The sequence below is a fragment of the Huaxiibacter chinensis genome, assembly GCF_022171985.1.
In the GTDB taxonomy this organism is placed as follows: domain Bacteria; phylum Pseudomonadota; class Gammaproteobacteria; order Enterobacterales; family Enterobacteriaceae; genus Enterobacter; species Enterobacter chinensis_A.
Map to the genome: position 1 here is coordinate 803,361 of NZ_JAJVHF010000001.1, position 24,044 is coordinate 827,404.

Annotated in this window: 23 protein-coding genes; 16 read left to right on the top strand and 7 right to left on the bottom strand. The window is 54.6% G+C overall.

Annotated features, from left to right (window positions below):
• Positions 1-611 precede the first annotated feature (611 nt).
• The 7 genes from dcuC to ptsP all read left to right on the top strand — a co-directional run bounded on the left by dcuC (position 612) and on the right by ptsP (position 9,315).
• Positions 612-1,985, top strand: coding sequence for an anaerobic C4-dicarboxylate transporter DcuC (dcuC, locus tag LZP96_RS03925; RefSeq protein ID WP_064325284.1), 1,374 nt, complete (start codon positions 612-614; stop codon positions 1,983-1,985).
• Positions 1,986-2,075: 90 nt separating this feature from the next.
• Positions 2,076-2,885 (top strand): ribonuclease I, encoded by an 810-nt coding sequence (gene rna, locus LZP96_RS03930; RefSeq protein ID WP_064325283.1) that lies wholly within the window; start codon positions 2,076-2,078, stop codon positions 2,883-2,885.
• Positions 2,886-3,057: 172 nt separating this feature from the next.
• Positions 3,058-3,384, top strand: a complete 327-nt coding sequence (locus LZP96_RS03935; RefSeq protein WP_064325282.1) for a PTS fructose transporter subunit IIB — start codon at positions 3,058-3,060, stop codon at positions 3,382-3,384.
• A 24-nt stretch (positions 3,385-3,408) separates the two neighbouring features.
• Positions 3,409-4,659: a PTS fructose transporter subunit IIC gene (locus tag LZP96_RS03940; protein ID WP_064325281.1), complete on the top strand. Its 1,251-nt coding sequence runs from the start codon at positions 3,409-3,411 to the stop codon at positions 4,657-4,659.
• A gap of 12 nt (positions 4,660-4,671) precedes the next feature.
• Positions 4,672-5,757 (top strand): aminopeptidase, encoded by a 1,086-nt coding sequence (gene ypdF / locus LZP96_RS03945; protein ID WP_064325280.1) that lies wholly within the window; start codon positions 4,672-4,674, stop codon positions 5,755-5,757.
• The gene (ypdE, locus tag LZP96_RS03950) at positions 5,757-6,797 is read left to right on the top strand and encodes an aminopeptidase (protein WP_064325279.1); all 1,041 of its coding nucleotides are present in this window, start codon (positions 5,757-5,759) and stop codon (positions 6,795-6,797) included. The genes ypdF and ypdE overlap by 1 nt, the downstream gene beginning before the upstream one ends.
• A 22-nt stretch (positions 6,798-6,819) precedes the next feature.
• Entirely contained in the window at positions 6,820-9,315 is a 2,496-nt protein-coding gene (ptsP, locus tag LZP96_RS03955) for a phosphoenolpyruvate--protein phosphotransferase (protein WP_064325278.1), read from the top strand.
• Positions 9,316-9,318: 3 nt separating this feature from the next.
• Here ptsP and LZP96_RS03960 read toward each other — a convergent pair whose 3' ends face one another.
• The 3 genes from LZP96_RS03960 to LZP96_RS03970 form a co-directional block, all read right to left on the bottom strand.
• Positions 9,319-10,191, bottom strand: a complete 873-nt coding sequence (locus LZP96_RS03960) for an AraC family transcriptional regulator (RefSeq protein ID WP_087892577.1) — start codon at positions 10,189-10,191, stop codon at positions 9,319-9,321.
• Positions 10,175-10,795 carry a flavin reductase family protein gene (locus tag LZP96_RS03965; protein ID WP_064328083.1) on the bottom strand — a complete coding sequence of 207 codons (621 nt, stop codon included), beginning with the start codon at positions 10,793-10,795 and terminating at the stop codon, positions 10,175-10,177. The genes LZP96_RS03960 and LZP96_RS03965 overlap by 17 nt, the downstream gene beginning before the upstream one ends.
• 88 nt (positions 10,796-10,883) lie before the next feature.
• Positions 10,884-11,714, bottom strand: a complete 831-nt coding sequence (locus tag LZP96_RS03970; protein ID WP_064325276.1) for an alpha/beta fold hydrolase — start codon at positions 11,712-11,714, stop codon at positions 10,884-10,886.
• A 253-nt stretch (positions 11,715-11,967) separates the two neighbouring features.
• Between LZP96_RS03970 and rnk the strand changes: the two genes are divergently transcribed.
• Both rnk and yldA read left to right on the top strand, forming a co-directional pair.
• Positions 11,968-12,378 (top strand): nucleoside diphosphate kinase regulator, encoded by a 411-nt coding sequence (gene rnk / locus LZP96_RS03975; protein ID WP_064325275.1) that lies wholly within the window; start codon positions 11,968-11,970, stop codon positions 12,376-12,378.
• A gap of 138 nt (positions 12,379-12,516) precedes the next feature.
• Positions 12,517-12,606, top strand: coding sequence for a small membrane protein YldA (gene yldA, locus LZP96_RS24130; protein WP_272482199.1), 90 nt, complete (start codon positions 12,517-12,519; stop codon positions 12,604-12,606).
• A gap of 4 nt (positions 12,607-12,610) precedes the next feature.
• Here the strand turns inward: yldA and LZP96_RS03980 are convergent, their stop codons facing one another.
• A complete protein-coding gene (locus LZP96_RS03980) occupies positions 12,611-13,849 on the bottom strand; it encodes a zinc-dependent alcohol dehydrogenase (protein WP_064325274.1) in 1,239 nt (412 codons plus the stop codon).
• Between the two features lie 223 nt (positions 13,850-14,072).
• Between LZP96_RS03980 and uspG the strand changes: the two genes are divergently transcribed.
• Positions 14,073-14,501, top strand: coding sequence for a universal stress protein UspG (gene uspG, locus LZP96_RS03985; protein WP_064325273.1), 429 nt, complete (start codon positions 14,073-14,075; stop codon positions 14,499-14,501).
• Positions 14,502-14,613: 112 nt separating this feature from the next.
• Here uspG and ahpF read toward each other — a convergent pair whose 3' ends face one another.
• Together ahpF and ahpC are read right to left on the bottom strand one after the other, a co-directional pair.
• A complete protein-coding gene (gene ahpF / locus LZP96_RS03990; protein WP_064325272.1) occupies positions 14,614-16,179 on the bottom strand; it encodes an alkyl hydroperoxide reductase subunit F in 1,566 nt (521 codons plus the stop codon).
• A gap of 186 nt (positions 16,180-16,365) precedes the next feature.
• Entirely contained in the window at positions 16,366-16,929 is a 564-nt protein-coding gene (ahpC, locus tag LZP96_RS03995) for an alkyl hydroperoxide reductase subunit C (protein WP_064325271.1), read from the bottom strand.
• 652 nt (positions 16,930-17,581) lie between these two features.
• Here ahpC and citR point away from each other — a divergent pair.
• The 3 genes from citR (at position 17,582) to LZP96_RS04010 (ending at position 20,491) form a co-directional block, all read left to right on the top strand.
• Positions 17,582-18,481, top strand: coding sequence for a DNA-binding transcriptional repressor CitR (citR, locus tag LZP96_RS04000; RefSeq protein ID WP_064325270.1), 900 nt, complete (start codon positions 17,582-17,584; stop codon positions 18,479-18,481).
• Between the two features lie 175 nt (positions 18,482-18,656).
• Positions 18,657-19,880, top strand: coding sequence for a phosphoadenosine phosphosulfate reductase (locus LZP96_RS04005; protein WP_064328082.1), 1,224 nt, complete (start codon positions 18,657-18,659; stop codon positions 19,878-19,880).
• Complete coding sequence (locus LZP96_RS04010; RefSeq protein ID WP_064325269.1) at positions 19,865-20,491, top strand: IbrB-like domain-containing protein; 627 nt, start codon at positions 19,865-19,867, stop codon at positions 20,489-20,491. The genes LZP96_RS04005 and LZP96_RS04010 overlap by 16 nt, the downstream gene beginning before the upstream one ends.
• Here LZP96_RS04010 and LZP96_RS04015 read toward each other — a convergent pair whose 3' ends face one another.
• Positions 20,492-21,652 carry a pyridoxal phosphate-dependent aminotransferase gene (locus tag LZP96_RS04015; protein ID WP_064325268.1) on the bottom strand — a complete coding sequence of 387 codons (1,161 nt, stop codon included), beginning with the start codon at positions 21,650-21,652 and terminating at the stop codon, positions 20,492-20,494. It lies immediately after the preceding gene.
• Positions 21,653-21,777: 125 nt separating this feature from the next.
• Between LZP96_RS04015 and LZP96_RS04020 the strand changes: the two genes are divergently transcribed.
• From LZP96_RS04020 to LZP96_RS04030, 3 genes are read left to right on the top strand one after another with little or no spacing between them, the layout of a single operon-like run.
• Positions 21,778-22,392 (top strand): methylthioribulose 1-phosphate dehydratase, encoded by a 615-nt coding sequence (locus tag LZP96_RS04020; protein WP_064325267.1) that lies wholly within the window; start codon positions 21,778-21,780, stop codon positions 22,390-22,392.
• Complete coding sequence (mtnC, locus tag LZP96_RS04025) at positions 22,389-23,078, top strand: acireductone synthase (RefSeq protein ID WP_064325266.1); 690 nt, start codon at positions 22,389-22,391, stop codon at positions 23,076-23,078. The genes LZP96_RS04020 and mtnC overlap by 4 nt, the downstream gene beginning before the upstream one ends.
• Positions 23,075-23,617 carry a 1,2-dihydroxy-3-keto-5-methylthiopentene dioxygenase gene (locus LZP96_RS04030; protein WP_064325265.1) on the top strand — a complete coding sequence of 181 codons (543 nt, stop codon included), beginning with the start codon at positions 23,075-23,077 and terminating at the stop codon, positions 23,615-23,617. Before mtnC ends, LZP96_RS04030 begins: the two co-directional genes overlap by 4 nt.
• Positions 23,618-24,044 lie beyond the last annotated feature (427 nt).

The following is a 24,044-nucleotide window of genomic DNA, read 5'->3' on the forward strand; positions in this document are numbered from 1 at the left end:
TCGCTTGCAAGGTATATCCTCTCCCTGCTGACTTATGTCATTCTGAAGTAAGGGAAAGCCCGCGGCACGGGCTCTGGCAGGCTTCTCTGGTTCCGGAATTGATGACCCGCACGGCACACTTCGCTGCAGGATTACCATGGAGTGCAGTTCAGGTTTTCTTAGCCAGTTCTGTTAATCTTTGCAGCTTGCCGTGAGGCCTCAAAGTTACCTAATAACCATTTTAAAAAAGCGGATATCCTGTTATCTCGCTGCCAGTATTTTTTGCCGCAGAGACCGTAATACGCCTGTGGTTAAACCACGATAAAAAACCTTACGCTGAACGCTGATATTTTCGCTGAACGCCTCTCCTGTTTCTTTGCTAATTTCTCTGTAAAACTCGGCGCCCAAATAATTAACAAATAATTACCATGTAATTAACAATTAAATGCATTTACATGATCACCAGGTTAATGACATAAAGGGTACCGCAGTGGCAAAATAGTCGCGATATCGGCGTTAGATGTCGATTTATTGATTTTAATCATCTATGACTGGCCGTTTATTCGGCACATTCTCACCCTTCAAATTTAGATTTCCGTGCTCTCTGGGGAGCGCAACGTACAGGGGAAACCATGCTTACCTTTATCGAGCTCCTCATTGGAGTCGTCGTCATTGTCGGCGTCGCGCGTTACATCATTAAGGGCTATTCCGCCACGGGCGTGTTATTTGTCGGCGGCCTGACGCTGCTTATCATCAGTGCGCTGATGGGACACAAGGTGCTGCCCGCCAGTGAAACCAGCACCGGCTATTCCGCAACGGATATCGTTGAATATATTAAAATCCTGCTGATGAGCCGTGGTGGCGATCTCGGCATGATGATTATGATGCTGTGTGGTTTCGCCGCGTATATGACGCACATCGGTGCCAACGACATGGTCGTAAAGCTGGCGTCGAAACCGCTGCAATATATTAACTCGCCGTATATTCTGATGATTGCCGCCTATTTCGTGGCCTGCCTGATGTCTCTGGCGGTCTCCTCGGCCACTGGCCTTGGCGTTCTGCTGATGGCAACCCTGTTCCCGGTGATGGTCAACGTCGGTATCAGCCGTGGTGCTGCCGCGGCAATCTGCGCCTCGCCTGCGGCTATCATTCTTTCCCCTACGTCCGGCGATGTGGTGCTTGCGGCGAAAGCAGCGGAAATGCCGCTGATCGACTTTGCGTTTAAAACCACGCTGCCCATTTCAATTGCGGCCATTATTGGCATGGCTATCGCCCACTACTTCTGGCAGAAGTATCTCGATAAAAAAGAGAACATCAGCCACGAGATGCTGGACGTGAATGAAATCAACACCACTGCCCCCTCTTTCTACGCCATTCTGCCCTTTACCCCGATTATCGGCGTGCTGATTTTCGACGGGAAATGGGGCCCGCAGCTTCACATCATTACCATTCTGGTGATCTGCATGTTGCTGGCCGCCCTGCTGGAGTTTGTGCGTGGTTTTAATACCCAAAAAGTGTTCTCGGGTCTGGAAGTGGCCTATCGTGGCATGGCGGATGCCTTTGCGGGCGTGGTCATGCTGCTGGTTGCCGCCGGTGTCTTTGCGCAGGGCCTGAGCACCATCGGCTTTATTCAGAGCCTCATCTCGATTGCCACCTCTTTTGGCTCGGCAAGCATCATTCTGATGTTGGTCCTGGTTGTGCTGACGATGCTGGCGGCGATGACCACCGGCTCTGGTAACGCCCCCTTCTATGCGTTTGTCGAAATGATCCCGAAGCTGGCGCACTCCTCCGGCATCAATCCGGCCTATCTGTCCATTCCGATGCTGCAGGCGTCCAATCTGGGCCGAACGATTTCTCCGGTTTCTGGCGTGGTCGTTGCCGTTGCGGGCATGGCAAAAATCTCTCCGTTTGAAGTGGTAAAACGCACCTCTGTTCCCGTGCTGGTGGGTCTGGTCATTGTGATTGTCGCCACCGAAATTCTGGTGCCCGGCACCGCCGCAGGTTAAGTCTCGTCACCATCAAAAAGCGCCTGCGGGCGCTTTTTGTGCTTTAATAACCTTCTGAAATAAATTCGCTATAAACCATCAGGAATTCAAATGTTCAGGAAGGATATTGTCAGCCGGTTTAGCACCGCGGCGCTGCTTCTGTGTGCTTTTACGACTCAGGCCGCCCCGCTCCAGGCAACGCAGTACGGTGATTTTGATCGCTACGTCCTTGCATTGTCGTGGCAAACGGGTTTTTGCCAGAGCGTGCATGACGCCAACCGCAATGAGCCAGACGAGTGTCGCCTGCAAAAAGAGAGTAACGTTAAAACTGACTTCCTGACCGTGCACGGGCTGTGGCCCAGCCTGCCGAAGACAATCTCCGCTCGGGGTGTGGACGATCGCCGCTGGATGCGTTTTGGCTGTGCAACGCGCCCCATCCCCAATCTGCCCGAAGCCAAAGCCAACCGCAAATGCGCGGCTGCAGAAACAGGACTTTCTCTTGAGACCGCCGCAAAACTCAATAGCGTAATGCCCGGCGCCGGGGGGAACTCCTGTCTGGAACGCTACGAATACGCCAAGCACGGCGTCTGTTTCGGCTTCGACCCGGACGCTTACTTTGGCACCATGGTCCGTCTCAATCAGGCGGTAAAAGCCAGCCCGATGGGGACCTTCCTGGCGGAGAATTACGGTAAGACGGTAACCCGTCGGGCCTTTGATGACGCTGTCGCCCGGAGCTTTGGCAAAGCCAATGTGAAAGCCGTTAAGCTGACCTGCCAGGGCAATCCCGCTTACCTGACGGAGATGCAGATTTCCCTCAAAGCGGCAACCATCAACGCCCCTCTTTCAGAGGCCTCGTTCGCCCCACAACCGCATCCGGGCAACTGTGCGAAGCAATTCGTCATCGATAAAGCGGGTTATTGATCTTCGGCCGGGCATCCCCTGCCCGGCATTCCATCCTTTCCTCTTATAGCTCGATGAGCGTCACACTTCCGATCTCCTGCATCATTTATCCAGCTAAAGCCTCATTTATCCGGTAAACAGCGTTGAATCCTCGCCGCCATAATCGCGGTGTCATCAACAGGAGGAATTTCACATGGCTAAAAAACTGATTGCGTTATGCGCCTGCCCGATGGGACTGGCCCATACCTTTATGGCGGCTCAGGCTCTGGAAGACGCTGCCGTTGAAGCAGGCTATGACGTCAAAATTGAAACACAGGGGGCAGACGGCATCCAGAATCGTTTAACCGCAGAGGATATCGCCACGGCCGACATTATTATTCACGCGATAGCGATCACCCCGGAAGACAACGAACGCTTCGAAACGCGGGATGTGTATGAAATTACCCTTCAGGACGCCATCAAAAATGCGGCGGGCACCCTGAAAGATATCGAAGAAATGATTGCTGCAGAACAACAATAATTCTCCACCTCAGGGGTCTTCGTCATGGCAATTAAAAAACGCAGTGCGATTCGCTCAGCGGGTCACGAAGGTGACACGCTGGTTATGAAACCCGCGCCAGTGGCAGCAGGCAGTACCTTCTGGAAAGAACTTCCTCAGCACATTATGTCGGGCATTTCCCGCATGGTGCCTACGCTTATCATGGGCGGGGTCATTCTCGCCATTTCGCAGCTTATTGCCTATGTGTGGCTGGAAATCCCGCCCGATACCGGCATTCTGGATGCACTCAACTCCGGCAAATTCACCGGTTTTAATCTGTCAGTGCTGAAGTTTGGTTACCTGACCGAATCCTTCGGTGGGCTGCTGTTTAGTTTTGCTATTCCCATGTTCTCCGCTTTTGTTGCTAACTCCATCGGTGGAAAACTGGCCTTCCCGGCAGGATTTATTGGCGGTCTTGTCTCCACGCAACCGACGCTGGTGCTCAATTTCGATGCGGAAAAACTGACCTGGCTTGCCACCAAACCCGTTCCCTCCACCTTTATAGGTGCGCTGATTATCGCCATCGCGGCCGGGTATCTGGTGAAATGGTTAAACACCAAAATCAGCGTGCCCCAGTATCTGCTGGCCTTTAAAAGCACCTTCCTGATCCCGATCCTCTCCGCGCTGTTCGTGATGCTGGCGATGTATTACGTGATCACCCCCATCGGTGGCTGGCTGAATGCGGGCATGCGCACCCTGCTGCTTGCCGCAGGCGAAGCCGGGTCAATGATGTACGCCATCGGCATGGCGGCGGCTACCGCAATCGATCTGGGCGGGCCGATCAATAAAGCCGCCGGTTTCGTGGGGCTGGGGCTCACGACGGATCATGTTCTGCCCATCACGTCGCGTGCGGTGGCAATTGTTATCCCACCGATTGGCCTGGGGCTGGCAACGCTTATCGACCACCGGTTAACCGGAAAACGTCTTTTCAGCCCCCAGCTTTACCCGCAGGGTAAAACGGCCATGTTCCTCGCCTTCATGGGCATCAGCGAAGGGGCGATTCCCTTCCTGCTGGAAAACCCGCTTGCCACGCTGCCTGCGTATATGGTCGGCGCTATCGCCGGTGCGATGACCGCCACCGCGCTCGGGGCCGTGCAGTGGTTCCCGGAATCCGCCATATGGGCCTGGCCGCTGGTGACCAATCTCGGCGCCTATATGCTGAGTATTCTGGTGGGCGCTGTCATCACCGCGCTGCTGGTCGTACTGATTCGCAACAGCATGTACAAGCGCGGAAAACTGTCTATCGATACGCTGTAACGAGGGGGCGAAATGGAATTACTGACAAGGCTTCGCAACTGGCTTGCCGCAGAGAATCTGGACGCGGTACTGATCGCCTCACGGCAGAATAAACAGCCGCATCTGGGGATATCCACCGGGTCAGGCTACGTGCTGGTGACGCGTAAAACGGCGCATATACTGACGGATTTTCGCTATTACAGCGATCTCGCCTCACGTTCGACAGGCTATCAGATGCACCTGCTGAATACGGATAACCCCTTTACGGTGGCGATAAACCGACTGATTGAACGCGAAGGGATCGCCACGCTGGGATTTGAAGGGGAGCACGTCAGCTGGCAAACCGGCAGCCAGTGGCGCGCAAGCCTGAATACGACGCTTTGCAGTATCTCGCTGGATGCCTTACGCCAGATCAAAACCGCTGATGAGATCGTCCGTATCCGCGCCGCCTGCGACATCGCTGACCACGCTGCCGGCCATATCCGCCGTTTTATTCAGCCTGGCCTGCGTGAACGCGAGGTAGCGGCAGAGCTGGAGTGGTTTATGCGCCAGCACGGCGCGGAAAAGCCCGCCTTCGACACCATTGTCGCCAGCGGGCCACGCGGCGCACTGCCGCACGGGAAGGCCTCGGACAAAGTTATCGTCGCAGGCGAATTCGTGACGATCGACTTTGGCGCGCAACACCAGGGATATTGCTCGGATATGACGAGGACCTTCCTCGTTAGCGGACAAAACAGCCCCCCTGAGGCCCATCCTCTCTACGCGATATACCAGACGGTTCTGGAGGCGCAGCTGGCGGCCATCGCGGCGATTCGTCCTGGCGTGGCATGTCAGGAGGTGGATCGCGCCGCCCGCTCAGTGATTCAGAATGCCGGATATGGCGCGCAGTTTGGACACAATACCGGCCACGCCATCGGCATTGATGTCCATGAAAACCCGCGTTTCTCCCCGACAGAGACCACCCTCTTGCAGGCGGGAATGCTGCTCACCGTTGAGCCGGGTATTTATCTGGAAGGCCAGGGCGGCGTGCGCATCGAGGACGTGGTGCTGGTGACGGACAGCGGCGCAGAGGTGTTCTACCACCAGCCGAAAACGCTGCTTTTGACAGGAGAGATCTGATGGATATCGAATTACTACGACAGCTCAGCGAAGCGGATGCCATTGCCGCGTCGGAGCAGGAAGTGCGCGATATTCTGCTCGCAGAAGCACGCCGGTACAATAAAGAGGTGCAGTTTGACGGGCTGGGCTCGGTGCTCATTCGGGTTAACGAAAGCAGCGGGCCCCGTATTATGGTCTGTGCGCACATGGACGAAGTCGGCTTTATGGTGCGCAGCATCTCCCGTGAAGGGGCCATCGACGTACTGCCCATTGGCAACGTCCGTATGATGGCGCGTACGCTGCAACCCGTTCGCATCACTACGCGCGACGGGCGCAAAATCTCGGGCTTACTCGATGGCGACGTGAAAGGCGACACGGTCGACAATTTACGCGTCGACGTGGGTGCGACCTCCGACGAAGAGGTTCTTGCTGCCGGGATCGATGTGGGAGATAGCGTCACTTTCAATACGCTCTTTACCCCTTTGCCCAATCAGCGCGTGATGGGCAAAGCCTTTGACGATCGCCTCGGCTGTTACCTTCTCGTGACCCTGCTACGCGAACTCCACAAGGCCCCGCTGCCATGCGAACTGTGGCTGGTAGCCAGCTCCAGCGAGGAAGTGGGCCTGCGGGGTGGGCAAACGGCCAGCAACAAGATTAACCCCGATCTTGCCCTGGTGCTGGATACCGCCTGCTGGTCAAAAAATTTCGACTACGGCAGCGCCAACCATCGTCAGATCGGCAGCGGCCCCCTGCTGGTGGTGTACGACAAAACCCTGATTGCGCCTCCCCGCCTGACGGCATTCGTAGAGAAAATCGCCCGCTCGCTGGGCATTCCGCTGCAAAAAGACATGTTCAGCAACGGTGGCACCGACGGAGGCGCGATTCATCTTTCCGGCACGGGTGTGCCAACCGTGGTGATAGGCCCGCCAACCCGACACGGCCACTGCGCCGCCTCCATTGCTGACGCGCAGGATATCAACCAAACCCACCAGCTGCTGGTTGCGCTGGCGGCGTGCTTGAATCGTGAGACCGTAGCTCATCTGACGGACTTCAGATGCTGATCTCACGCTGAACGGAGGAAGTATGTTAACGATTGAATTTTTCTGCCCGCTGCCGAATGGTTTACATGCCCGGCCCGCCTGGGCGCTGAAAGAGCAGTGCAGCGCCTGGCGCAGCGATATCCGCTTTATTAACACCCGTCTTAACAGCCACGCCGATGCAAAAAGCTCGCTGGCGCTGATCAGTACCGGTACGTTGTTTAACGATCGTTGCGTGCTGGAAATCAGCGGCAGTGACGAAGAACAGGCCAGACGCACGCTGGAGATCTATCTGGCCGGGGCGTTTATCGACAGCGATGCCATCCCGTCAGGCGATGCGCCGCACGTTGCGCATCCGCTGCCGCGCTCTCTTCTGCGTCTTAGCCCACACTTAGAACACGCTATCACGCTTGCCAGCGGGATTGGCGCAGGCACCCTGCGTCGTTTTGAAAGCAACAACTTACAGCGCTATCGTCAGTACCCGGCAAGCCCGGAAGATACCACCCGGCTGGAACATAGCCTTGCGACCCTGGCGGAACGCCTTAATCACCAACTGCGCGGGCTGGACGGTGAGAGTAAGACCATTATCAGCGCCCACCTTTCCCTGATTCAGGATGACGAATTTGGGGGCAATATTCACCGCCTGATGACCGAAGCGCGCCTGAGCCTGGCAGAGGCGATTATTCGTAATATGGATCAGATTTGCGACAAACTCTCCCTGTCTGCCAGTGATTATCTCCGCGAGCGGGTGAGCGATATCCGCGATATCAGTGAACAGCTTTTGAGCATTACCTGGCCTGAACTGGCCCCCGCCGCCGCTTTTACGCTCCAGTCCCCCACCATTTTGCTGGCCGACGATCTAACCCCCAGCCAGTTTCTGAGCCTGGATACGCGCCATCTGAAGGGCATGGTGCTGGAAAAAACGGGCCGTACTTCGCACACGCTGATTCTGGCCCGCGCCGCGTCAATTCCGGTGCTGAGTGGCTTAACGGTCGACTCGCTCCAGCCGGTTATCGGCAAAGAGGTGATCCTCGACGGCGTGTGTAGCGTCCTGGTGCCGGAGCCGGATAGCGCCGTCAGTCACTATTACGCTGTCGCCCAGCGCCTGGCCACTAAACGCCACCAGCAACAAATCAAAGATGCCGGGCTGCCTGCACGTACAAAAGACAATGTGCCGGTCGATATTGCCGCGAATATCGGCAGCGCGCTGGAAGCACCGGGGGCCTTCGCCAGTGGCGCTCAGGGGGTGGGATTATTCCGCACGGAAATGCTCTACATGGATCGCGACGCCGCGCCGGACGAGCAGGAACAATTTGAAGCGTATCAGCAGGTTCTGCTCTCTGCGGAAGGCAAACCGGTGATTTTCAGAACCATGGATATCGGCGGCGATAAACAGATCCCCTACCTCTCGCTTCCGCAGGAGGAAAATCCCTTCCTCGGCTATCGCGCCGTGCGCATCTATCCGGAATTTTCCAGCCTGTTCCGCACCCAGCTTCGGGCCATTTTACGCGCCGGGGCCAGCGGTAATGCTCTGCTTATGATCCCGATGGTTCACAGCCTCGATCAAATCTTGTGGGTTAAACAGACGCTCCACCAGGTTCAGGACGAGCTAAAAGCCGAGGGGTTGCGTTACACCCCTCACCTGCCGCTGGGGATCATGGTGGAAGTCCCCTCTGTTTGCTTCATCATCGATCATTTCTGCGATGAGGTGGATTTTTTCAGCATCGGCTCCAACGATATGACGCAATATCTTTATGCCGTCGATCGCAATAATTCACGGGTGTCGCCCCTCTATAACCCAATAGCCCCCTCGTTCTTGCGTATGGTGCGCCAGATCGTGAGCGCCGCCCACCGGCACGGAAAATGGGTCGGCATCTGTGGTGAACTGGCCGGTGAAGGCCGCTATCTCCCCCTGCTGTTAGGGCTTGGCATCGATGAATTCAGCATGAGCGGTCCGCGCATTCCGGCGGTAAAAGCGCTGCTGCGTAATCTGGACAGCCAGGCGTGTCAGACCCTGGCAGAACAAGCCTGCGAGTGCCGCAGCGCGACGGAAATCGAAACCCTGCTCACCGCCTTCACGCCGGAAGAGCCCACGCGGCCGCTGCTGGCACTGGAAAATATCGTGATGCATGAGCCGCTCGGCTCCAGAGAGCAGGTGCTGCAATTCCTTTGCGGCAATCTGGCGATAAACGGGCGAACCGACCATCCTCTCGAGCTTGAAGAAGATCTCTGGCAGCGTGAAGAGATTGTCACCACCGCCGTCGGCTTTGGCGTGGCGATTCCCCACACAAAATCGCCGTGGATACGTCACTCCAGCATCAGCATCGCCCGCCTGGAGAAGCCCATAGACTGGGAATCAGAGATGGGCGACGTTGAACTGGTGATTATGCTGACGCTGGGCGCAGGGGAAGGTAATAATCATGTGAAAGTTTTTTCGCAGCTGGCGCGTAAGCTGGTGAATAAGGCCTTCAGGGAGGCGTTATTCTCGGCCACCACGCCGCAAAGCATTCTGGAGCTGCTTAACGCCGAGATGACCTTTTAATCATCACTGAAAGCGTGCGCGATACTCCCCCGGCGTCAGGCCAAACTGACGCCGGAACAGCCGACTAAAATAGTCGCTGTCTGCGTAACCGCAGCGTTTCGCCACCTCGCCAATCGAAAGGTGATATTTCTGTAAGATGGTCCGCGCTTTCGCCATCCGCACCCAGCGAACATAATCGACAAAACTCATGCTGCCCTGCCCGGAAAACAGGCGCGAAAGGTGGTTCGGGCTGATATTAAAGAAAGCGGCCGCACGTTCCCGCGAAACGGGCTCCGCATAGTGATCCTGCACCCAGTGACAGATGCTCTGGTAGAGAAAATCAGCCCGCGTCACTCCCGTCTCCGGGAGAGCTGAGACCACCTTGCGACACCAGTGCAACAGACTCAGCACCAGCGGTTGAATTATCGCCTGATCCTGGGGCGAGGCGCTCAGATGGGTTAAGGCCATTAAGATCGCGGTCCGCTCGCCCCGTTCAGGATGAGGTAACTCCATCTTTCGTTGCGCACTGCCCGGCTCGTCCTTACGCGCATCGTGAAAATGCAGCCCAAGCCAGGAAGGGGCAAATACGATACTCAACAGCATGACCTGTTTCTCAAAGATGGGTACATTCGCAGCGTGAGCGGGTAGAAAAAGCATCTCCCCTTGTGCAATCTGCTTTTGTTCCGCAATGAGGCGATTCCCGTATTCCCCCCGCAAGACCACATCAAGGCGCGGCCACTCCATGCTGACGGCGTCAGCGCATAAGGTCGCCGGACGCCGGGCAAACCAGACGCGGCCCAGCTGCTGCGGATTGAGCACCAGCCCTGCCAACAGGTCGGCAAAAAACTGCTGATCGGGGGGCAGCGTGCGGGCCGTCATCTCAGGGTTTGCGCGCATCCGGGCGCACCAAATCAAAGCGATGAGTGTCACTTATCCCGTAGTAGGCGCTCGGGCCACCCGCACGCAGGATGGGCTGCGCCTTCGCGGTCTGGTAAATCCCTTCTTCCAGCAAAAAGTCTGCGATGTGAATCCCCACGACTTCGCCCAGCACCAGCCAGGTATCAATGGGCGCACCATCTGCGCCGGTCAGTTGAATGCACTGCGACAGGCGACATTCGAAATTAACGGGGCTTTCCGCCACGCGGGGTACGTTGACCACGCGGCTTCCGGCCTTGGTCAGCCCGGCAATATCAAACTCATCGTCGTCCTGCGGCAGGCTGGCAGAGGTTTCATTCATTGCCACGGCCAGATCACGCGTAGCCAGATTCCAGACGAACTCTTTTGTTTCGGTAATATTGCGCACGCTGTCTTTCCAGCCATTGCTGGAGAAACCAATAATCGGTGGACGATAGTTAAAGCAGTTAAAGAAACTGTACGGGGCCAGATTATGACGACCCGCGGTGTCCTGCGAGGCAATCCAGCCAATCGGACGCGGCCCAACGATCGCGTTTAAGGGGTCGTGCGGCAGGCCGTGGCCCTGAGACGGTTGATAAAAATACATGGCACTCTCTGTGTTAAATTCAGGCACGAATAACGCTTCGCTCATCCCCCTGAGCCAGGAGGATCAGCGTAGCGCAATCCGTTAAAGATTATGACTGAATAAATTTCAGCAAGTCTTCGTTAATCTGGTGTTTATGTGTCGTACAGATCCCATGCGAACCGCCCTGATACACTTTCAGCTCAGCGTTCGGCAGGATCTCAGCCGCCACTTTACCGCAGGTTTCAATCGGAACAATTTGATCGTCATCACCGTGGATGACAAGCGTTGGGATCGTCATTTTGCGCAGGTCCTCACGCAAATCGGTTTCCGAGAAGGCTTTTACGCAGTCATAAAGCGCTTTAATCGATCCCTGCAGCCCCTGCTCAACAAAACTTTCGCGCACCGCTTTCGACTCTTTTGCGCCGTCGCGGTTGTAACCATAAAAGGCTGCGGTCAGCTCGTAGAAGAAGGCGGCACGATCGTTCACGACCCCTTCGCGAATACCGTCAAAGACCTTTTTCGGCACGCCACTCGGGTTGAAATCGGTCTTGATCATAATGGGGGTCACCGCCCCAATCAGCACCGCTTTCGCCACGCGATCGGTACCGTGACGGCCAATGTAGCGCGCCACTTCACCGCCACCGGTTGAGTGGCCCACGTGGACCGCATCTTTCAAATTGAGATGTGCGGTCAGTTCTGCCAGATCGTCGGCATACTGATCCATGTTATGTCCGTCCCACGGCTGGGCAGAACGTCCGTGCCCGCGTCGATCGTGTGCAATCACCCGAAATCCCTTCGACCCCAGATACAACATTTGATCTTCAAAGGCATCTGCCGTTAACGGCCAGCCGTGGCTGAATACGATAGGCTGCCCGCTGCCCCAGTCTTTGAAATGCAAATAACTGCCGTCTTTGAGGGTAAGTTTGTCGTAATTACTCATGAGATCTCCTGGACAGAACACGAAGTGCGGATGGTCGCCCACAACGGGCGCTTAAAAAGAATAATGCAAATCTGAGAACCGGTGCGTTTTTCGCAGAAAATTCACATGCGCAACGAATGTGACATTCATCACTTCAAACCAGAGGGCACAATCAGTATCATCAGAAGAGATAAAACCCTCGCTGCCAGACGGCGAGGGTTTTCTTTTGGATTGGTTTCTGCGCCAGGCGCAGCATTAACGACATGGAGTAAAAATGTCCAGACCTACGATAATCATCAATGAACTCGACGCAGAACGTATCGACAGACTGCTGGAGAAACCTGAATTCGCTTCACTGCCGGTTGCCGACGCACTGAACGAGGAACTGGACCGGGCGCAGATGTGTACACCGGAATCCATGCCGAAGGACGTTGTCACTATGAACAGCCAGGTGACATTCCGCGATCTCAGCACCGGTGAAACGCGTACCCGCACGCTGGTGTATCCGGCGAATATGACCGACAGCAGCACGCAGCTTTCCGTACTCGCCCCGGTGGGCGCGGCCCTGCTTGGCCTGCGCACGGGTGATACCATCCATTGGGAACTGCCTGGCGGAACGGCGGCACATCTTGAAGTGCTTGAACTGCTCTACCAGCCAGAAGCCGCGGGCGAATATCTGCGTTAATCCCGTCTGAAAGAGTTATCGCTTTATCGGAGGATGCCGTCGCATCCTCTTTATGCAAATTCACCCTTTCCTCCTGGCGCGCGGCGCACTCCCTTCATCCAGGCTTAATCCGTTTCGATGCCTGGGAGAAGGTCATGCATGAATGAGATACTCGGCATCACACTGGTCTATTTCATTGTGTTGGCGATTATCGTCATGGCCGTGCTTTACCTGGAGCGTCACTGGTGAGGGTTTAAACTGCATCCCCCGGCATGGGGTTAACCAGCCCCGCCTGCGTTTGACCGATCACCTGATCCCGCGCCGCGCCTGGCACCAGAATCACTTTTCGGCACTCTTCTTCCCGTTTTTCAAAAATTTTGTATCCCCGGGCGGCCTCTTCAAGCGGCAGGTGGTGTGTGACGATCTCTTCTGGTGTCAGAAGTCCCTGCTCCACCAGCGGCAACAGTTCGCCCAGCCAGGCGTGAACGTGGGTCTGGCCCATTTTAAAACTGAGCCCTTTATCAAACGCATCGCCAAACAGGAAGCCATGAATAAATCCGGCATAGACGCCCGGCACGCTGACAATCCCTCCGCGACGCACGGCGGCGATACACTGGCGTAACGCCTTACCGCTGCTGCCTTCGATTTTGAGATTGCTGAGGATGGTTTCAGTGGTACTGCCTTTCGCCTCAAATCCGACCGCATCGATCACGGCGTCCACGCCACGGTGGCCGGCGGTCTGTTCGATGATTTTCTCTGCGGCGTCGTTATCATCATCAAAATTGATGGGGATTGCGCCGTAGCGTTCAGCGGCAAAGCGCAAACGGTAGTCGTGGTGATCCACCACGAAAATCTGCTCAGCCCCCAGCAGGCGGGCGCAGGCAATGGTCAATAATCCGACCGGCCCTGCGCCAAATACCGCCACGCTGGACCCTTTGCCGATTTGAGCATTTTTTGCCGCCTGCCAGGCCGTCGGCAGAATATCGGACAGGAAGAGCGCTTTGTCATCGGAGAGGAGTTGCGGCACTTTGAACGGGCCCACATTCCCCTTTGGTACGCGCACATACTCGGCCTGCCCCCCGGGCACCCCACCGTACAGGTGGCTGTAGCCGAACAGCGCAGCCGGCGCCGGGATCTGCTTTTTATTCAGCGCCGCGCCTTGCCCGCTGTTGGTATTTTCGCAGGCCGCATATTGATTGAGCCGGCAGAAAAAGCAGTCTCCGCAGGCAATCACGAAGGGGATAACCACCCTGTCGCCTTTACTGAGGTTTTTAACCTCGCCGCCGGTCTCGACCACTTCGCCCATAAATTCGTGACCGAAGATATCGCCATGCTTCACCTGCGGTATTTTGCCGCGATAGAGATGCAAATCTGAGCCGCAAATCGCCGTGGCGGTCACGCGCAGGATAATATCGTCAGGTTGTTCAATGACAGGATCAGGAACATTCTCTACACGCACATCGTGTGCGCCATGGTACGTCAGTGCTTTCATGCAACCTCCGTCATCTACATTCAGAAGAATATCTTTCTAAAGGGTAGACATCAGGGACGAAATAGCGGGCTATTGCACGGCTTTGAGATTATTCCTGGCGGCACACCGGCGTAAAGTTTGTTCAAAAAATGATTCGATATGAAAAAGTGCCAGACACATACCAAAAACAAATATTATATTGTGTTTGAATGACTTCAGCGTTTAATAACAAGGAGAAACGGGTATGTATCAGACTATCATTATGCCGGTTGATGTTTTTGAAATGGAACTGAGCGACAAGGCCATTCGCCACGCCGAATTTCTGGCGCAGCAGGACGGAATTATTCATCTTTTACACGTTCTGCCGGGTTCAGCGAGCCTGAGTCTGCACCGTTTTGCTGCCGATGTTCGCCGCTTCGAAGAACATCTGCAACGCGAAGCCGAGACGCGCCTGCAGACCATGGTAGGACACTTCAGCCTCGATCCCGCACGGATTAAAACCCATGTCCGCTTTGGCAACGTACGTGATGCGGTCAATGAACTGGCGAAGGAACTCAGCGCTGACGTGGTGGTGATCGGCTCGCGTAACCCGTCCATCAGCACCCATCTGTTAGGCTCCAATGCTTCCAGCGTCATTCGCCATACCCACATTCCGGTAATGGTCGTCAGATAATTACGCCTGTCGGATGTGTGCCGCGACGCGACGCAACATGTGCTTTTCGACAACGAGTGAGGCCACCTTTCGGTGGCCTCTTATCGTGCAGGTGGAGCCTTACTTTCTTTTGTTATGCGGTTTTCGTGCGAATCAGGTAGTCGAAGGAACTCAGTGAGGCTTTCGCCCCTTCACCTGTTGCAATGATAATCTGCTTGTACGGCACCGTGGTGCAGTCTCCCGCCGCAAACACACCCTTCACGCTGGTTTCACACTTCGCGTCGATGATGATTTCACCCATACGGTTACGCTCAATGGCGCCTTCCAGCCAGGTGGTATTTGGCAGCAGACCAATCTGCACAAAGATACCCGACAGCGCGACGCTGTGGACATCCCCGCTCACGCGGTCACGGTATTCCAGGCCGGTCACTTTTGTGCCGTCGCCTTTCACTTCCGTGGTTTGCGCATTCAAAATGATATCGACGTTATTCAGGCTACGCACTTTATCCTGCAGAACCTGGTCGGCTTTCATGTCCGGGGCAAATTCCAGCAGAGTGACGTGCTCAACAATCCCAGCCAGGTCGATTGCCGCTTCGACGCCGGAGTTACCGCCGCCAATCACCGCCACGCGTTTACCTTTAAACAGCGGACCGTCGCAGTGCGGGCAGTAGGTTACGCCTTTCGTCCGATACTGATCTTCACCAGGCACGTTCATATTGCGCCACTTCGCGCCGGTCGCCACGATCACGCTACGCGCTTTCAGCACCGCACCCGAGGCGGTTTCAATCTGATGCAGGCCGCCTTCGGTTGCCGCCGGAATCAGTTTGCTGGCGCTTTGGCTGTCAATCACGTCGACCTGATAATCATCCACGTGGGCTTTCAATGCCCCCGCCAGTTTCTGACCTTCTGTTTTCGGGACGGAAATGTAGTTCTCGATATCGACGGTATCCAGCACCTGGCCGCCGAAACGTTCACCCATCAGACCGGTACGAATGCCTTTACGGGCGGAGTAAATCGCTGCCGCCGCCCCTGCCGGGCCGGAACCCACAATCAGCACGTCATACGCATCGCGTTTGTTGAGTTCTTCCGCTGCGCGTTTTTCAGCACCGGTATCCACTTTAGCCACGATTTCAGTCAGCGTCATACGCCCCTGGCCGAACGCTTGTCCGTTCAGGTAGACCGCCGGAACGCCCATCACATTACGTTCAGTGATTTCGTTCTGGAAAACACCGCCGTCAATTGCAGTATGCTTGATACGCGGGTTCAGCACCGACATCAGGTTCAGCGCCTGCACCACGTCCGGGCAGTTGTGGCAGGAGAGCGAATAATAGGTTTCAAATTCAAAATCACCGTCGATATCGCGGATCTGCTCAAGCAGAGCCTGCGCCTCTTTTGACGGATGTCCACCGGTCCACAGCAGAGCCAGTACCAGTGACGTAAATTCGTGCCCCAGCGGAGAACCGGCAAAGCGTGGCCCCTGATCGGAACCCGGATTGGCGATCAGGAAAGAGGGCTTACGTACCGCCAGGCTGTTATCTTCTTTAAAGGTCACTTTCGGTGACAGGTCAGCGATCTCCGCCAGCAAATCCCGGATCTCTGCCGATTTCGCGCTGTCATCCAGCGTGGCAATTAACTCTACCGGTTTGGTCAATTTCTCAAGGTAGGCTTTGAGCTGGGTTTTCATATTAGTGTCGAGCATTGTTCTTCCCTCTCTAAAAACGTCATCATGCAAGCTGCCTTAAACGGGCTGCCTGAATGCAACTTGCATCATGGTGCTGGAATGAAATGGGCGCGGGTGCGCCCATGACTGAAACAATTTCCACAGTATTTCGCGTCAGAGCAAGGCGGCTCGCCTGAGCCGCTATGGCGCGAATAGGACGGAAATTTAGATTTTGCCGACCAGGTCCAGAGATGGAGCCAGCGTCGCTTCACCTTCTTTCCATTTCGCCGGGCAGACTTCGCCTGGGTGAGAAGCAACATACTGAGCTGCTTTGATTTTACGCAGCAGGTCAGACGCATCGCGGCCAATGCCTTCAGCGGTCACTTCGATCGCCTGAATGATGCCCTGAGGGTCAACAACGAAGGTTGCACGGTCTGCCAGACCTTCGTCTTCACGCATGTTGTCGAAGTTACGGGTCAGCGCGCCAGTTGGGTCGCCAATCATCGCGTATTTGATTTTCGCGATGGTTTCAGAGCTGCCGTGCCATGCTTTATGGGTGAAGTGGGTATCAGTAGACACAGAGTAAACGTCTACGCCCAGCTTCTGCAGTTCGTCGTAATGATCTGCCACGTCGCCCAGCTCGGTCGGGCAAACGAAGGTGAAGTCAGCCGGATAGAAGAAGAACACGCTCCAGCGGCCTTCGGTATCTTTCTCGGTCACTTCGATGAATTCGCCGTTTTTGAACGCCTGGTTTTTAAAAGGTTTAATTTTGGTGTTAATCAAAGACATCTGTACTTCCTCCGTGTTTTCGTTGAGAGCTAAAGTAACCAACTTTCATTATCGGGGCTAATGCGTTCGCTGTATCAAATCAATCAGTCAAACCTTACAACCCCACTTCAGGATCGGATAAACGGATAGCCTGAACGTAAAAAGGCCGCCTCATTGGGCGGCCCTGTTACCTGAACGTCCCAAAGGTCGATTCAGCGCCAGCTTTCGCTGGCTCGCGTTGCGCTCTAAATACCTCATCGAGGTCGTCATAGCGCAACGATTACACCATCCGGCGGTTTCAAGGGCAATGTGCCGGGGCGGTGTTCTTGCCTATGGCTTTGATAGGTTTTACCAAACCTCTTTTGAACCCGGTTTATCGAAGGCGCTGATGGGAAATATTTATATAATGAATGAATTCATCCATGACACCCCGTTTAAAGTCAGGATAGCGTTCAATTAAAAGATCACACCTGAACGTAAGTTAATACTTGCCCTCAAATTAAAATGAATAAAAATAACTAAACTTCGACGTAAGATGTATTTCATTAATCTGCAAGCATGATATATTTAGTAAAGTTTCAAAATACTTTAAGTCGGTTAACCTAAAAGGAATGTAAATGGTTAACTATCTTCTATAGTTATGATGTATGTAACCTCACGTTCAGGATGAAACATGGCTAATCTCTATGATTTAAAAAAATTCGACCTCAATCTATTAGTCATCTTTGAGTGTATTTACCAGCACCTTAGCATCAGCAAGGCAGCAGAAACGCTCTATATCACCCCTTCTGCAGTCAGCCAGTCCTTGCAGCGCTTGCGTGCACAACTTAACGACCCGTTGTTTATCCGTTCCGGTAAAGGGATCACCGCCACGACGGTAGGCATCAATTTGCACCATCATCTTGAAAAAAACCTCAACGAATTAGAGCAGACCATTAACATTCTTCATGGGTCCGATCTGAAGAAGAACTTTGTGATTTATTGCCCACAGATGGCTTCTCGCGGGCGTATGCTGTCGCTCATCAATTTACTGATCGCCGATGAACATTACGAAGTCGAACAACGAGATATCCTGCTTTCGCCTGAATCAGCAGAGGATCTCCTGGCATATCGTAAAGCCGATATAGTGCTCACCTTCGCGCCCGTTAATAACCGGTCTATCATTTGCACTCATTTCATTACCGTCCCCACGGTGATGGTCAGCAGCGCCAACCATCCCCGCCTGAAAGAGAGCGCCACAACCGACGCGTTATTGCAGGAAAGATTTACCTTTTACCAGAGCAACCAGACGGGGGTAAAAGAGTTTCAGGTGCAGGTGAACGATGCCTTCCCCGAACGAAATATTGTTTTTCGCAGCGATTCTTTGATCTCACTGGTGACCATGATCTCTGCCTCTGACCTGGTGGGTTACATCCCCGAGACGGTATTTGACACCTATCGGTCTTCGCTCAATTTAAAACGTATTGAAGCCCCCTTTGCGCTCCCCTCCGTTGACCTTTATATGCTCTTTAACCGCTCCGCGTTAAACAGTTCGGTTTTCGCTCAATTTATTGAACGAATTCAGAAAAATTAACAATAATTCTTCAGCGGCTGAAAAAGCCGCTTGAGAAACTCGCGCATACGTAGCACATTATTATTGTTATTCTTTTCACGGCAGTGAATAAATAACAATAATAATGGTGAATATTACTCTCCTGTTTCCATTGACGAGACATATCCGTTATCCCTTTCACAGGAAGTGATTGATCGTGTCAATATATAAAATACCTCTTAACCATAATGTCCTTGAAGCGACAAAAGACCGTATTACCTGGGCGCTTGATACTCTTTCCCGGGTGTGTGTCTCCTTTTCTGGCGGAAAAGATTCCACCGTGATGCTTCATCTGGCGGCTCAGCAAGCTCGTCTTATGAACAAGAAAATCCATGTGCTGTTCATTGACTGGGAGGCTCAGTTCTCCTGCACCATTCAGCATGTGGAAAAAATGCGGCATTTGTACGCGGATGTCATCGCTGAGTTCTGGTGGGTGGCCTTACCGCTGACCACCCAGAACGCCCTTTCCCAGTTTCAGCCCGAATGGCAGTGCTGGGAACCCGGCGCCCGTTGGGTGCGACAGCCGCCTGAAGACGCCATCACTCAACCCGATTATTTCCCGTTTTACCAGGCAGGGATGACCTTTGAATCTTTTGTCCGCTGCTTTGCCGAGTGGTTTTCGCAAAGTCGCCCTGCGGCCGTGCTGATAGGGATCCGTGCCGATGAATCCTACAACCGCTTTTTAGCGATAGCGTCCGCCCGCAAGCAGCGTTTTTCTGATGACAAACCCTGGACCACCATCGCTCCGGGAGGCCATGCCTGGTACGTTTATCCCGTTTACGACTGGAAAACAGCCGATATCTGGACCTGGTTTGCAAAATCACACTGCTGCTACAACCCGCTTTATGACCTGATGTACCAGGCCGGGGTACCGCCACGCTATATGCGCATCTGTGAACCCTTTGGGCCGGAACAGCGTCAGGGTCTGTGGCTCTACCACGTGCTTGAGCCTGAACGCTGGGCGGCGATGTGCGAGCGCGTCAGCGGGGTTCGAAGCGGGGGGATTTACGCCGGGCACGATAACCCTTTTTATGGGCATCGCAAACTTCTCAAACCGGATCATCTTAGCTGGCGTGAATACGCCCTGCTGCTGCTGGATAGCATGCCGCAGGCCACGTCCGAGCATTACCGCAATAAAATCGCTGTCTATTTACACTGGTATCAAAAAAAGGGCATAGCGGAGATCCCGGACACCCAGGAAGGTGATATCGGTTCAAAAGATATTCCGTCCTGGCGGCGCATATGCAAGGTTTTACTTAACAATGATTACTGGTGTCGGGCGCTGTCGTTTAGCCCGAACAAACCCAAACATTATCAGCGCTACAGTGAACGAATTAAATCCAGACGCAAGGAGTGGGGGATTTTATGCAACAACGAATAATTCACGAGATGGCAGACTATCTTCAGTCGCTCCCGGAGACAGAACGTATTGAGGCTATCAATGCTTTTCGTCAGGCAATCCACGCATTAAGCCCCTTTCGGGAACAGCCTGTCGACTGCGTACTCTGGATTAAACAGGATGAGATTGTCGCCAACGATTACAACCCCAACAGCGTCGCTCCGCCGGAAAAAAGGCTCCTTGGCAAATCCCTGGAACTGGATGGCTTCACGCAGCCTATCGTCGTGACGGAAGGCGAACCGCAGCACTTTGAGATCGTGGATGGTTTTCACCGCCACGAAATCGGCAAAAACCGCGCGTCACTCAAACGCCAGCTCAAAGGCTACCTTCCCGTCACCTGCCTGCGTAAAGAGCGGCGGGAAAAGTTTGACCGCATGGCCGCCACCATTCGCCACAACCGCGCCCGGGGTCGCCACCAAATCAATGCAATGGCCGAGATTGTCCGCGAATTAACCTTACTTAACTGGAATGATGAAAAAATCGGTAAGGAGCTGGGCATGGACAGCGATGAAGTCCTGCGCCTGAAACAGATCAACGGCCTGCTCGAACTCTTTGCAGACCGTCGTTACTCTGAAGCCTGGACGGTAAAATAGTTACAGTTGATTCAGGCGCTCAGCGGCGGCCAGAAGGGTCGACTCCTGCTTGGCAAAGCACAAACGAATGAGCTTGTGCGGGAAGGGGTCGGCGCAAAACACCGAGAGCGGGATCGCCGCCACGCCGGCTTCTCTGGTCAGCCACTGGCAAAAACTGACATCGTCGAGATCGGAAATGGCGCTGTAGTCTGCTAACAGGAAATAGGTGCCTTCACTCGGTACTATTTCCAGGCGGCTGGCGCTTAAGGCATTAATAAACAGATCGCGCCGCGCACGGTAGAACTCAGGCAGTGCGCGATAATGTTCCGGTTCAGCGCGCAGCATATCCGCCAGCGCCAGCTGTGCCGGGGTGTTTACCGCAAAGGTCAAATACTGATGCACCTTACGCAGTTCAGCACTTATCGCGGCAGGCGCCACGCAATACCCCACTTTCCAGCCGGTCATATGATACGTCTTGCCAAACGAGGAGACCGCAATCGCCCGTTCGCGCAGCTGAGGATGGGCCAGCACGCTGTTATGCCCCTCTTTGGCGAAACAGATATGTTCGTACACTTCATCGCTCAGGACATAGACTTCACGCCCGTCGATCGCCTGCCACAGCGCGGCAAAATCCGCTTTCTCCCACACGGTCGCGGATGGATTATGCGGCGTGTTAATCACCACCAGACGCGTTCTGGCGCTGAGCAACTGTTCAAAGGCCTGCCAGTCAGGGCGAAAATGCGGCGGCTGAAGCGCAATACGTTTTACGACACCTCCGGAGAGTTCGATGGCGGGGGCATAGCTGTCGTAGCTCGGATCAAAGCAAATCACCTCGTCGCCAGGCCGAACCAACGCCGTAATCGCTGCATACAGGGCCTCTGTCGCCCCGGCGGTGACCGTCACCTCACGGTTGGCGTCGGGTTTATAACCATACAGTTCCGCGGTTTTGTCCGCGATGGCTTCGCGCAGGGCCTGAACGCCGGTCATGGGCGCGTATTGATTCGCCCCGCTCGCCACGTGATACGCCAGACGTTCCTGCAGCCAGGCCGGGCCGTCAAAATCCGGGAAGCCTTGCGACAGGTTAATCGCGTTATGCTCCTGCGCCAGAGCGCTCATCTGCGTAAAGATTGTCGTGCCGAGGTTGGGAAGTTTACTCTGCGGAATCAAGGCGTTATTGCTCATCGTGTCAGGCCTGCTTGTAATACTTATGTTGCTGACACTATAACACGATGTTAGTCTTTGGCAATCAAGACGCTTAGACGTCTATACCATATCGATATTCCTGGCCGACCGAGGGTAAGAGGACGATGACAGACAACCTGCAACTCGCATCACTTGTTGAAACCTGCCGCTGGATTGGTACAAAAGGCTGGGCGCCCGCCACCGGGGGGAACATGTCCGTGCGTCAGGACGCTGACCAGTGCTGGCTCAGCGAATCCGGGAAAGACAAAGGGAGCCTGACGACGGAAGATTTCCTGCTCGTGGATATCGCCACCAACCGTGCCCCCTCAGGCCGTAAACCCTCTGCAGAAACGGGTTTGCACACGCTGGTTTATCGTCTGTTCCCGGAGGTGAATGCGGTACTGCATGTCCATACCGTTAACGCCACGGTGCTGTCGCGCCTGATTCGAACGCAGGAGCTGCTGATTAGCGGCTTTGAAATGCAAAAATCGCTCTCCGGACAGACTACCCATCTGGACACCGTCGCAGTACCGGTATTTGATAACGACCAGGATATTGATGCCCTCGCCTCGCGAATCGCCCATTACGCGCAAGAACGCACGCTTAATTATGGTTTTCTTCTGCGGGGCCATGGCTTAACCTGCTGGGGACGTGATGTGGCCGAAGCCCGCCGTCATCTGGAAGGATTAGAGTTCTTATTTGAATGCGAGATGCGTTTACGACAACTGGAGAGAGTATGATTCGCGCCATAGTGACGGATATTGAAGGCACCACCAGCGATATTCGTTTTGTTCACAATGTGTTGTTTCCCTACGCACGCGAGCGTCTGGCGGCCTTTGTCACCGCACAGCAATACGCCGAGCCGGTGAAATCCATTCTGGACAACCTGCGTGATGAGACAGACGCGCCCCATGCCAGTATCAGCGAACTGATCGACACCCTGTTTGCCTTTATGGATGAAGATCGCAAATCCACCGCGCTGAAGGCGCTGCAGGGCATTATCTGGCAGGAGGGCTACCTTAATGGCGACTTTACCGGCCATCTTTATCCCGACGTTCTCCCTTCACTGGAAAAATGGAAGTCGCAAGGGATTGATCTCTATGTTTATTCCTCTGGGTCCGTCGCGGCGCAAAAACTGTTATTTGGCTACAGCGATGAAGGTGATATTACTCATCTGTTCAGCGGCTATTTTGACACCCATGTAGGCGGCAAGCGTGAGGTGTCGTCTTATCAGCATATTGCGACACACATCGGTGCAGCGCCGTCGCAGATCCTGTTTTTATCGGATATTCATCAGGAGCTGGATGCCGCTGAGCAGGCCGGTTTTCGCACCTTGCAGTTAATTCGGGGCGATGATGACGGTGCCAGCCACCATCATCAGGTGCATCAATTTGACGAGATTAATCCGGAGCAGATCCCTTCATGAGCGCATTAACGATTTATTCAGACACCGATTCCCGAGAACCTCTCTGGCACAGCACCGACGCCGGTGATATCGCCGCGAAGCTCACTGCACGCGGCGTGCGCTTCGAGCGCTGGGAAGCCGACCGTGATCTGGGTCGCGATCCGTCCGCAGAGACCGTGATCAACGCGTATCAGCATGCCATCGATAAGCTGGTCGAGGAGAAAGGCTACCAGAGCTGGGATGTGATCAGCCTGCGTGCAGACAACCCGCAAAAGGCGGCGCTGCGCGAGAAGTTCCTCAGTGAACATACGCATGGCGAAGATGAAGTGCGTTTCTTTGTCGAAGGCGCCGGGCTGTTTTGCCTGCATATCGACGACCAGGTTTACCAGGTGTTATGCGAGAAAAACGATCTGATTTCGGTTCCTGCTGGGACACCGCACTGGTTTGATATGGGTTCAGAACCGAATTTTACCGCAATCCGTATTTTCGATAACCCCGAGGGGTGGATTGCGCAGTTTACCGGTGATGCGATTGCGAACGGTTATCCCCGCCTGCCGTAATAGTTGGGGTGGATGTTGCAGGTGAAGGGGGACGGTGCCCACTGGTTTCCCTCACCCTACCCCTCTCCCAAAGGGAGAGGGAACCGTTTTGCGCGCCCCTCAGGATCAGCACCCGTAGCCTCAAATCCGATTTCCCCATCAGTACCCGGAGCCGCCTTTGCCCCCTCTCCCGTGGGAGAGGGCCGGGGTGAGGGCATCAGACCGCACTGCTTCACGCGCAGCCCCCCATTCCCCCTTCCCCATCAGTCGCCGAAACCGTTTCCTCCCTCAGGTTTAACAGCCGGAACCGTTTCCCCCTCTCCCGTGGGAGAGGGCCGGGGTGAGGGCATCAGGCCGCACTGCTTCACGCGCAGCCCCCGATTTCCCCTTCCCCATCAGTAGCCGAAACCGTTTTCTCCCTCAGGTTTAACAGCCGGAACCGTTTTTC

Coding starts and splice junctions, on each gene's coding strand:
- LZP96_RS03970 (WP_064325276.1), bottom strand. CDS start 11,714: ATGAGTAATTACGACAAACTTACCCTCAAAGACGGCAGTTATTTGCAT.
- citR (WP_064325270.1), top strand. CDS start 17,582: ATGGCTAATCTCTATGATTTAAAAAAATTCGACCTCAATCTATTAGTC.
- LZP96_RS03980 (WP_064325274.1), bottom strand. CDS start 13,849: ATGAAAGCACTGACGTACCATGGCGCACACGATGTGCGTGTAGAGAAT.
- LZP96_RS03965 (WP_064328083.1), bottom strand. CDS start 10,795: ATGTATTTTTATCAACCGTCTCAGGGCCACGGCCTGCCGCACGACCCC.
- LZP96_RS04030 (WP_064325265.1), top strand. CDS start 23,075: ATGAGCGCATTAACGATTTATTCAGACACCGATTCCCGAGAACCTCTC.
- ypdF (WP_064325280.1), top strand. CDS start 4,672: ATGGAATTACTGACAAGGCTTCGCAACTGGCTTGCCGCAGAGAATCTG.
- LZP96_RS04010 (WP_064325269.1), top strand. CDS start 19,865: ATGCAACAACGAATAATTCACGAGATGGCAGACTATCTTCAGTCGCTC.
- mtnC (WP_064325266.1), top strand. CDS start 22,389: ATGATTCGCGCCATAGTGACGGATATTGAAGGCACCACCAGCGATATT.
- rnk (WP_064325275.1), top strand. CDS start 11,968: ATGTCCAGACCTACGATAATCATCAATGAACTCGACGCAGAACGTATC.
- dcuC (WP_064325284.1), top strand. CDS start 612: ATGCTTACCTTTATCGAGCTCCTCATTGGAGTCGTCGTCATTGTCGGC.
- LZP96_RS03935 (WP_064325282.1), top strand. CDS start 3,058: ATGGCTAAAAAACTGATTGCGTTATGCGCCTGCCCGATGGGACTGGCC.
- rna (WP_064325283.1), top strand. CDS start 2,076: ATGTTCAGGAAGGATATTGTCAGCCGGTTTAGCACCGCGGCGCTGCTT.
- ypdE (WP_064325279.1), top strand. CDS start 5,757: ATGGATATCGAATTACTACGACAGCTCAGCGAAGCGGATGCCATTGCC.
- ahpF (WP_064325272.1), bottom strand. CDS start 16,179: ATGCTCGACACTAATATGAAAACCCAGCTCAAAGCCTACCTTGAGAAA.
- LZP96_RS04020 (WP_064325267.1), top strand. CDS start 21,778: ATGACAGACAACCTGCAACTCGCATCACTTGTTGAAACCTGCCGCTGG.
- ahpC (WP_064325271.1), bottom strand. CDS start 16,929: ATGTCTTTGATTAACACCAAAATTAAACCTTTTAAAAACCAGGCGTTC.
- LZP96_RS04015 (WP_064325268.1), bottom strand. CDS start 21,652: ATGAGCAATAACGCCTTGATTCCGCAGAGTAAACTTCCCAACCTCGGC.
- LZP96_RS03940 (WP_064325281.1), top strand. CDS start 3,409: ATGGCAATTAAAAAACGCAGTGCGATTCGCTCAGCGGGTCACGAAGGT.
- yldA (WP_272482199.1), top strand. CDS start 12,517: ATGAATGAGATACTCGGCATCACACTGGTCTATTTCATTGTGTTGGCG.
- uspG (WP_064325273.1), top strand. CDS start 14,073: ATGTATCAGACTATCATTATGCCGGTTGATGTTTTTGAAATGGAACTG.
- ptsP (WP_064325278.1), top strand. CDS start 6,820: ATGTTAACGATTGAATTTTTCTGCCCGCTGCCGAATGGTTTACATGCC.
- LZP96_RS03960 (WP_087892577.1), bottom strand. CDS start 10,191: ATGCGCGCAAACCCTGAGATGACGGCCCGCACGCTGCCCCCCGATCAG.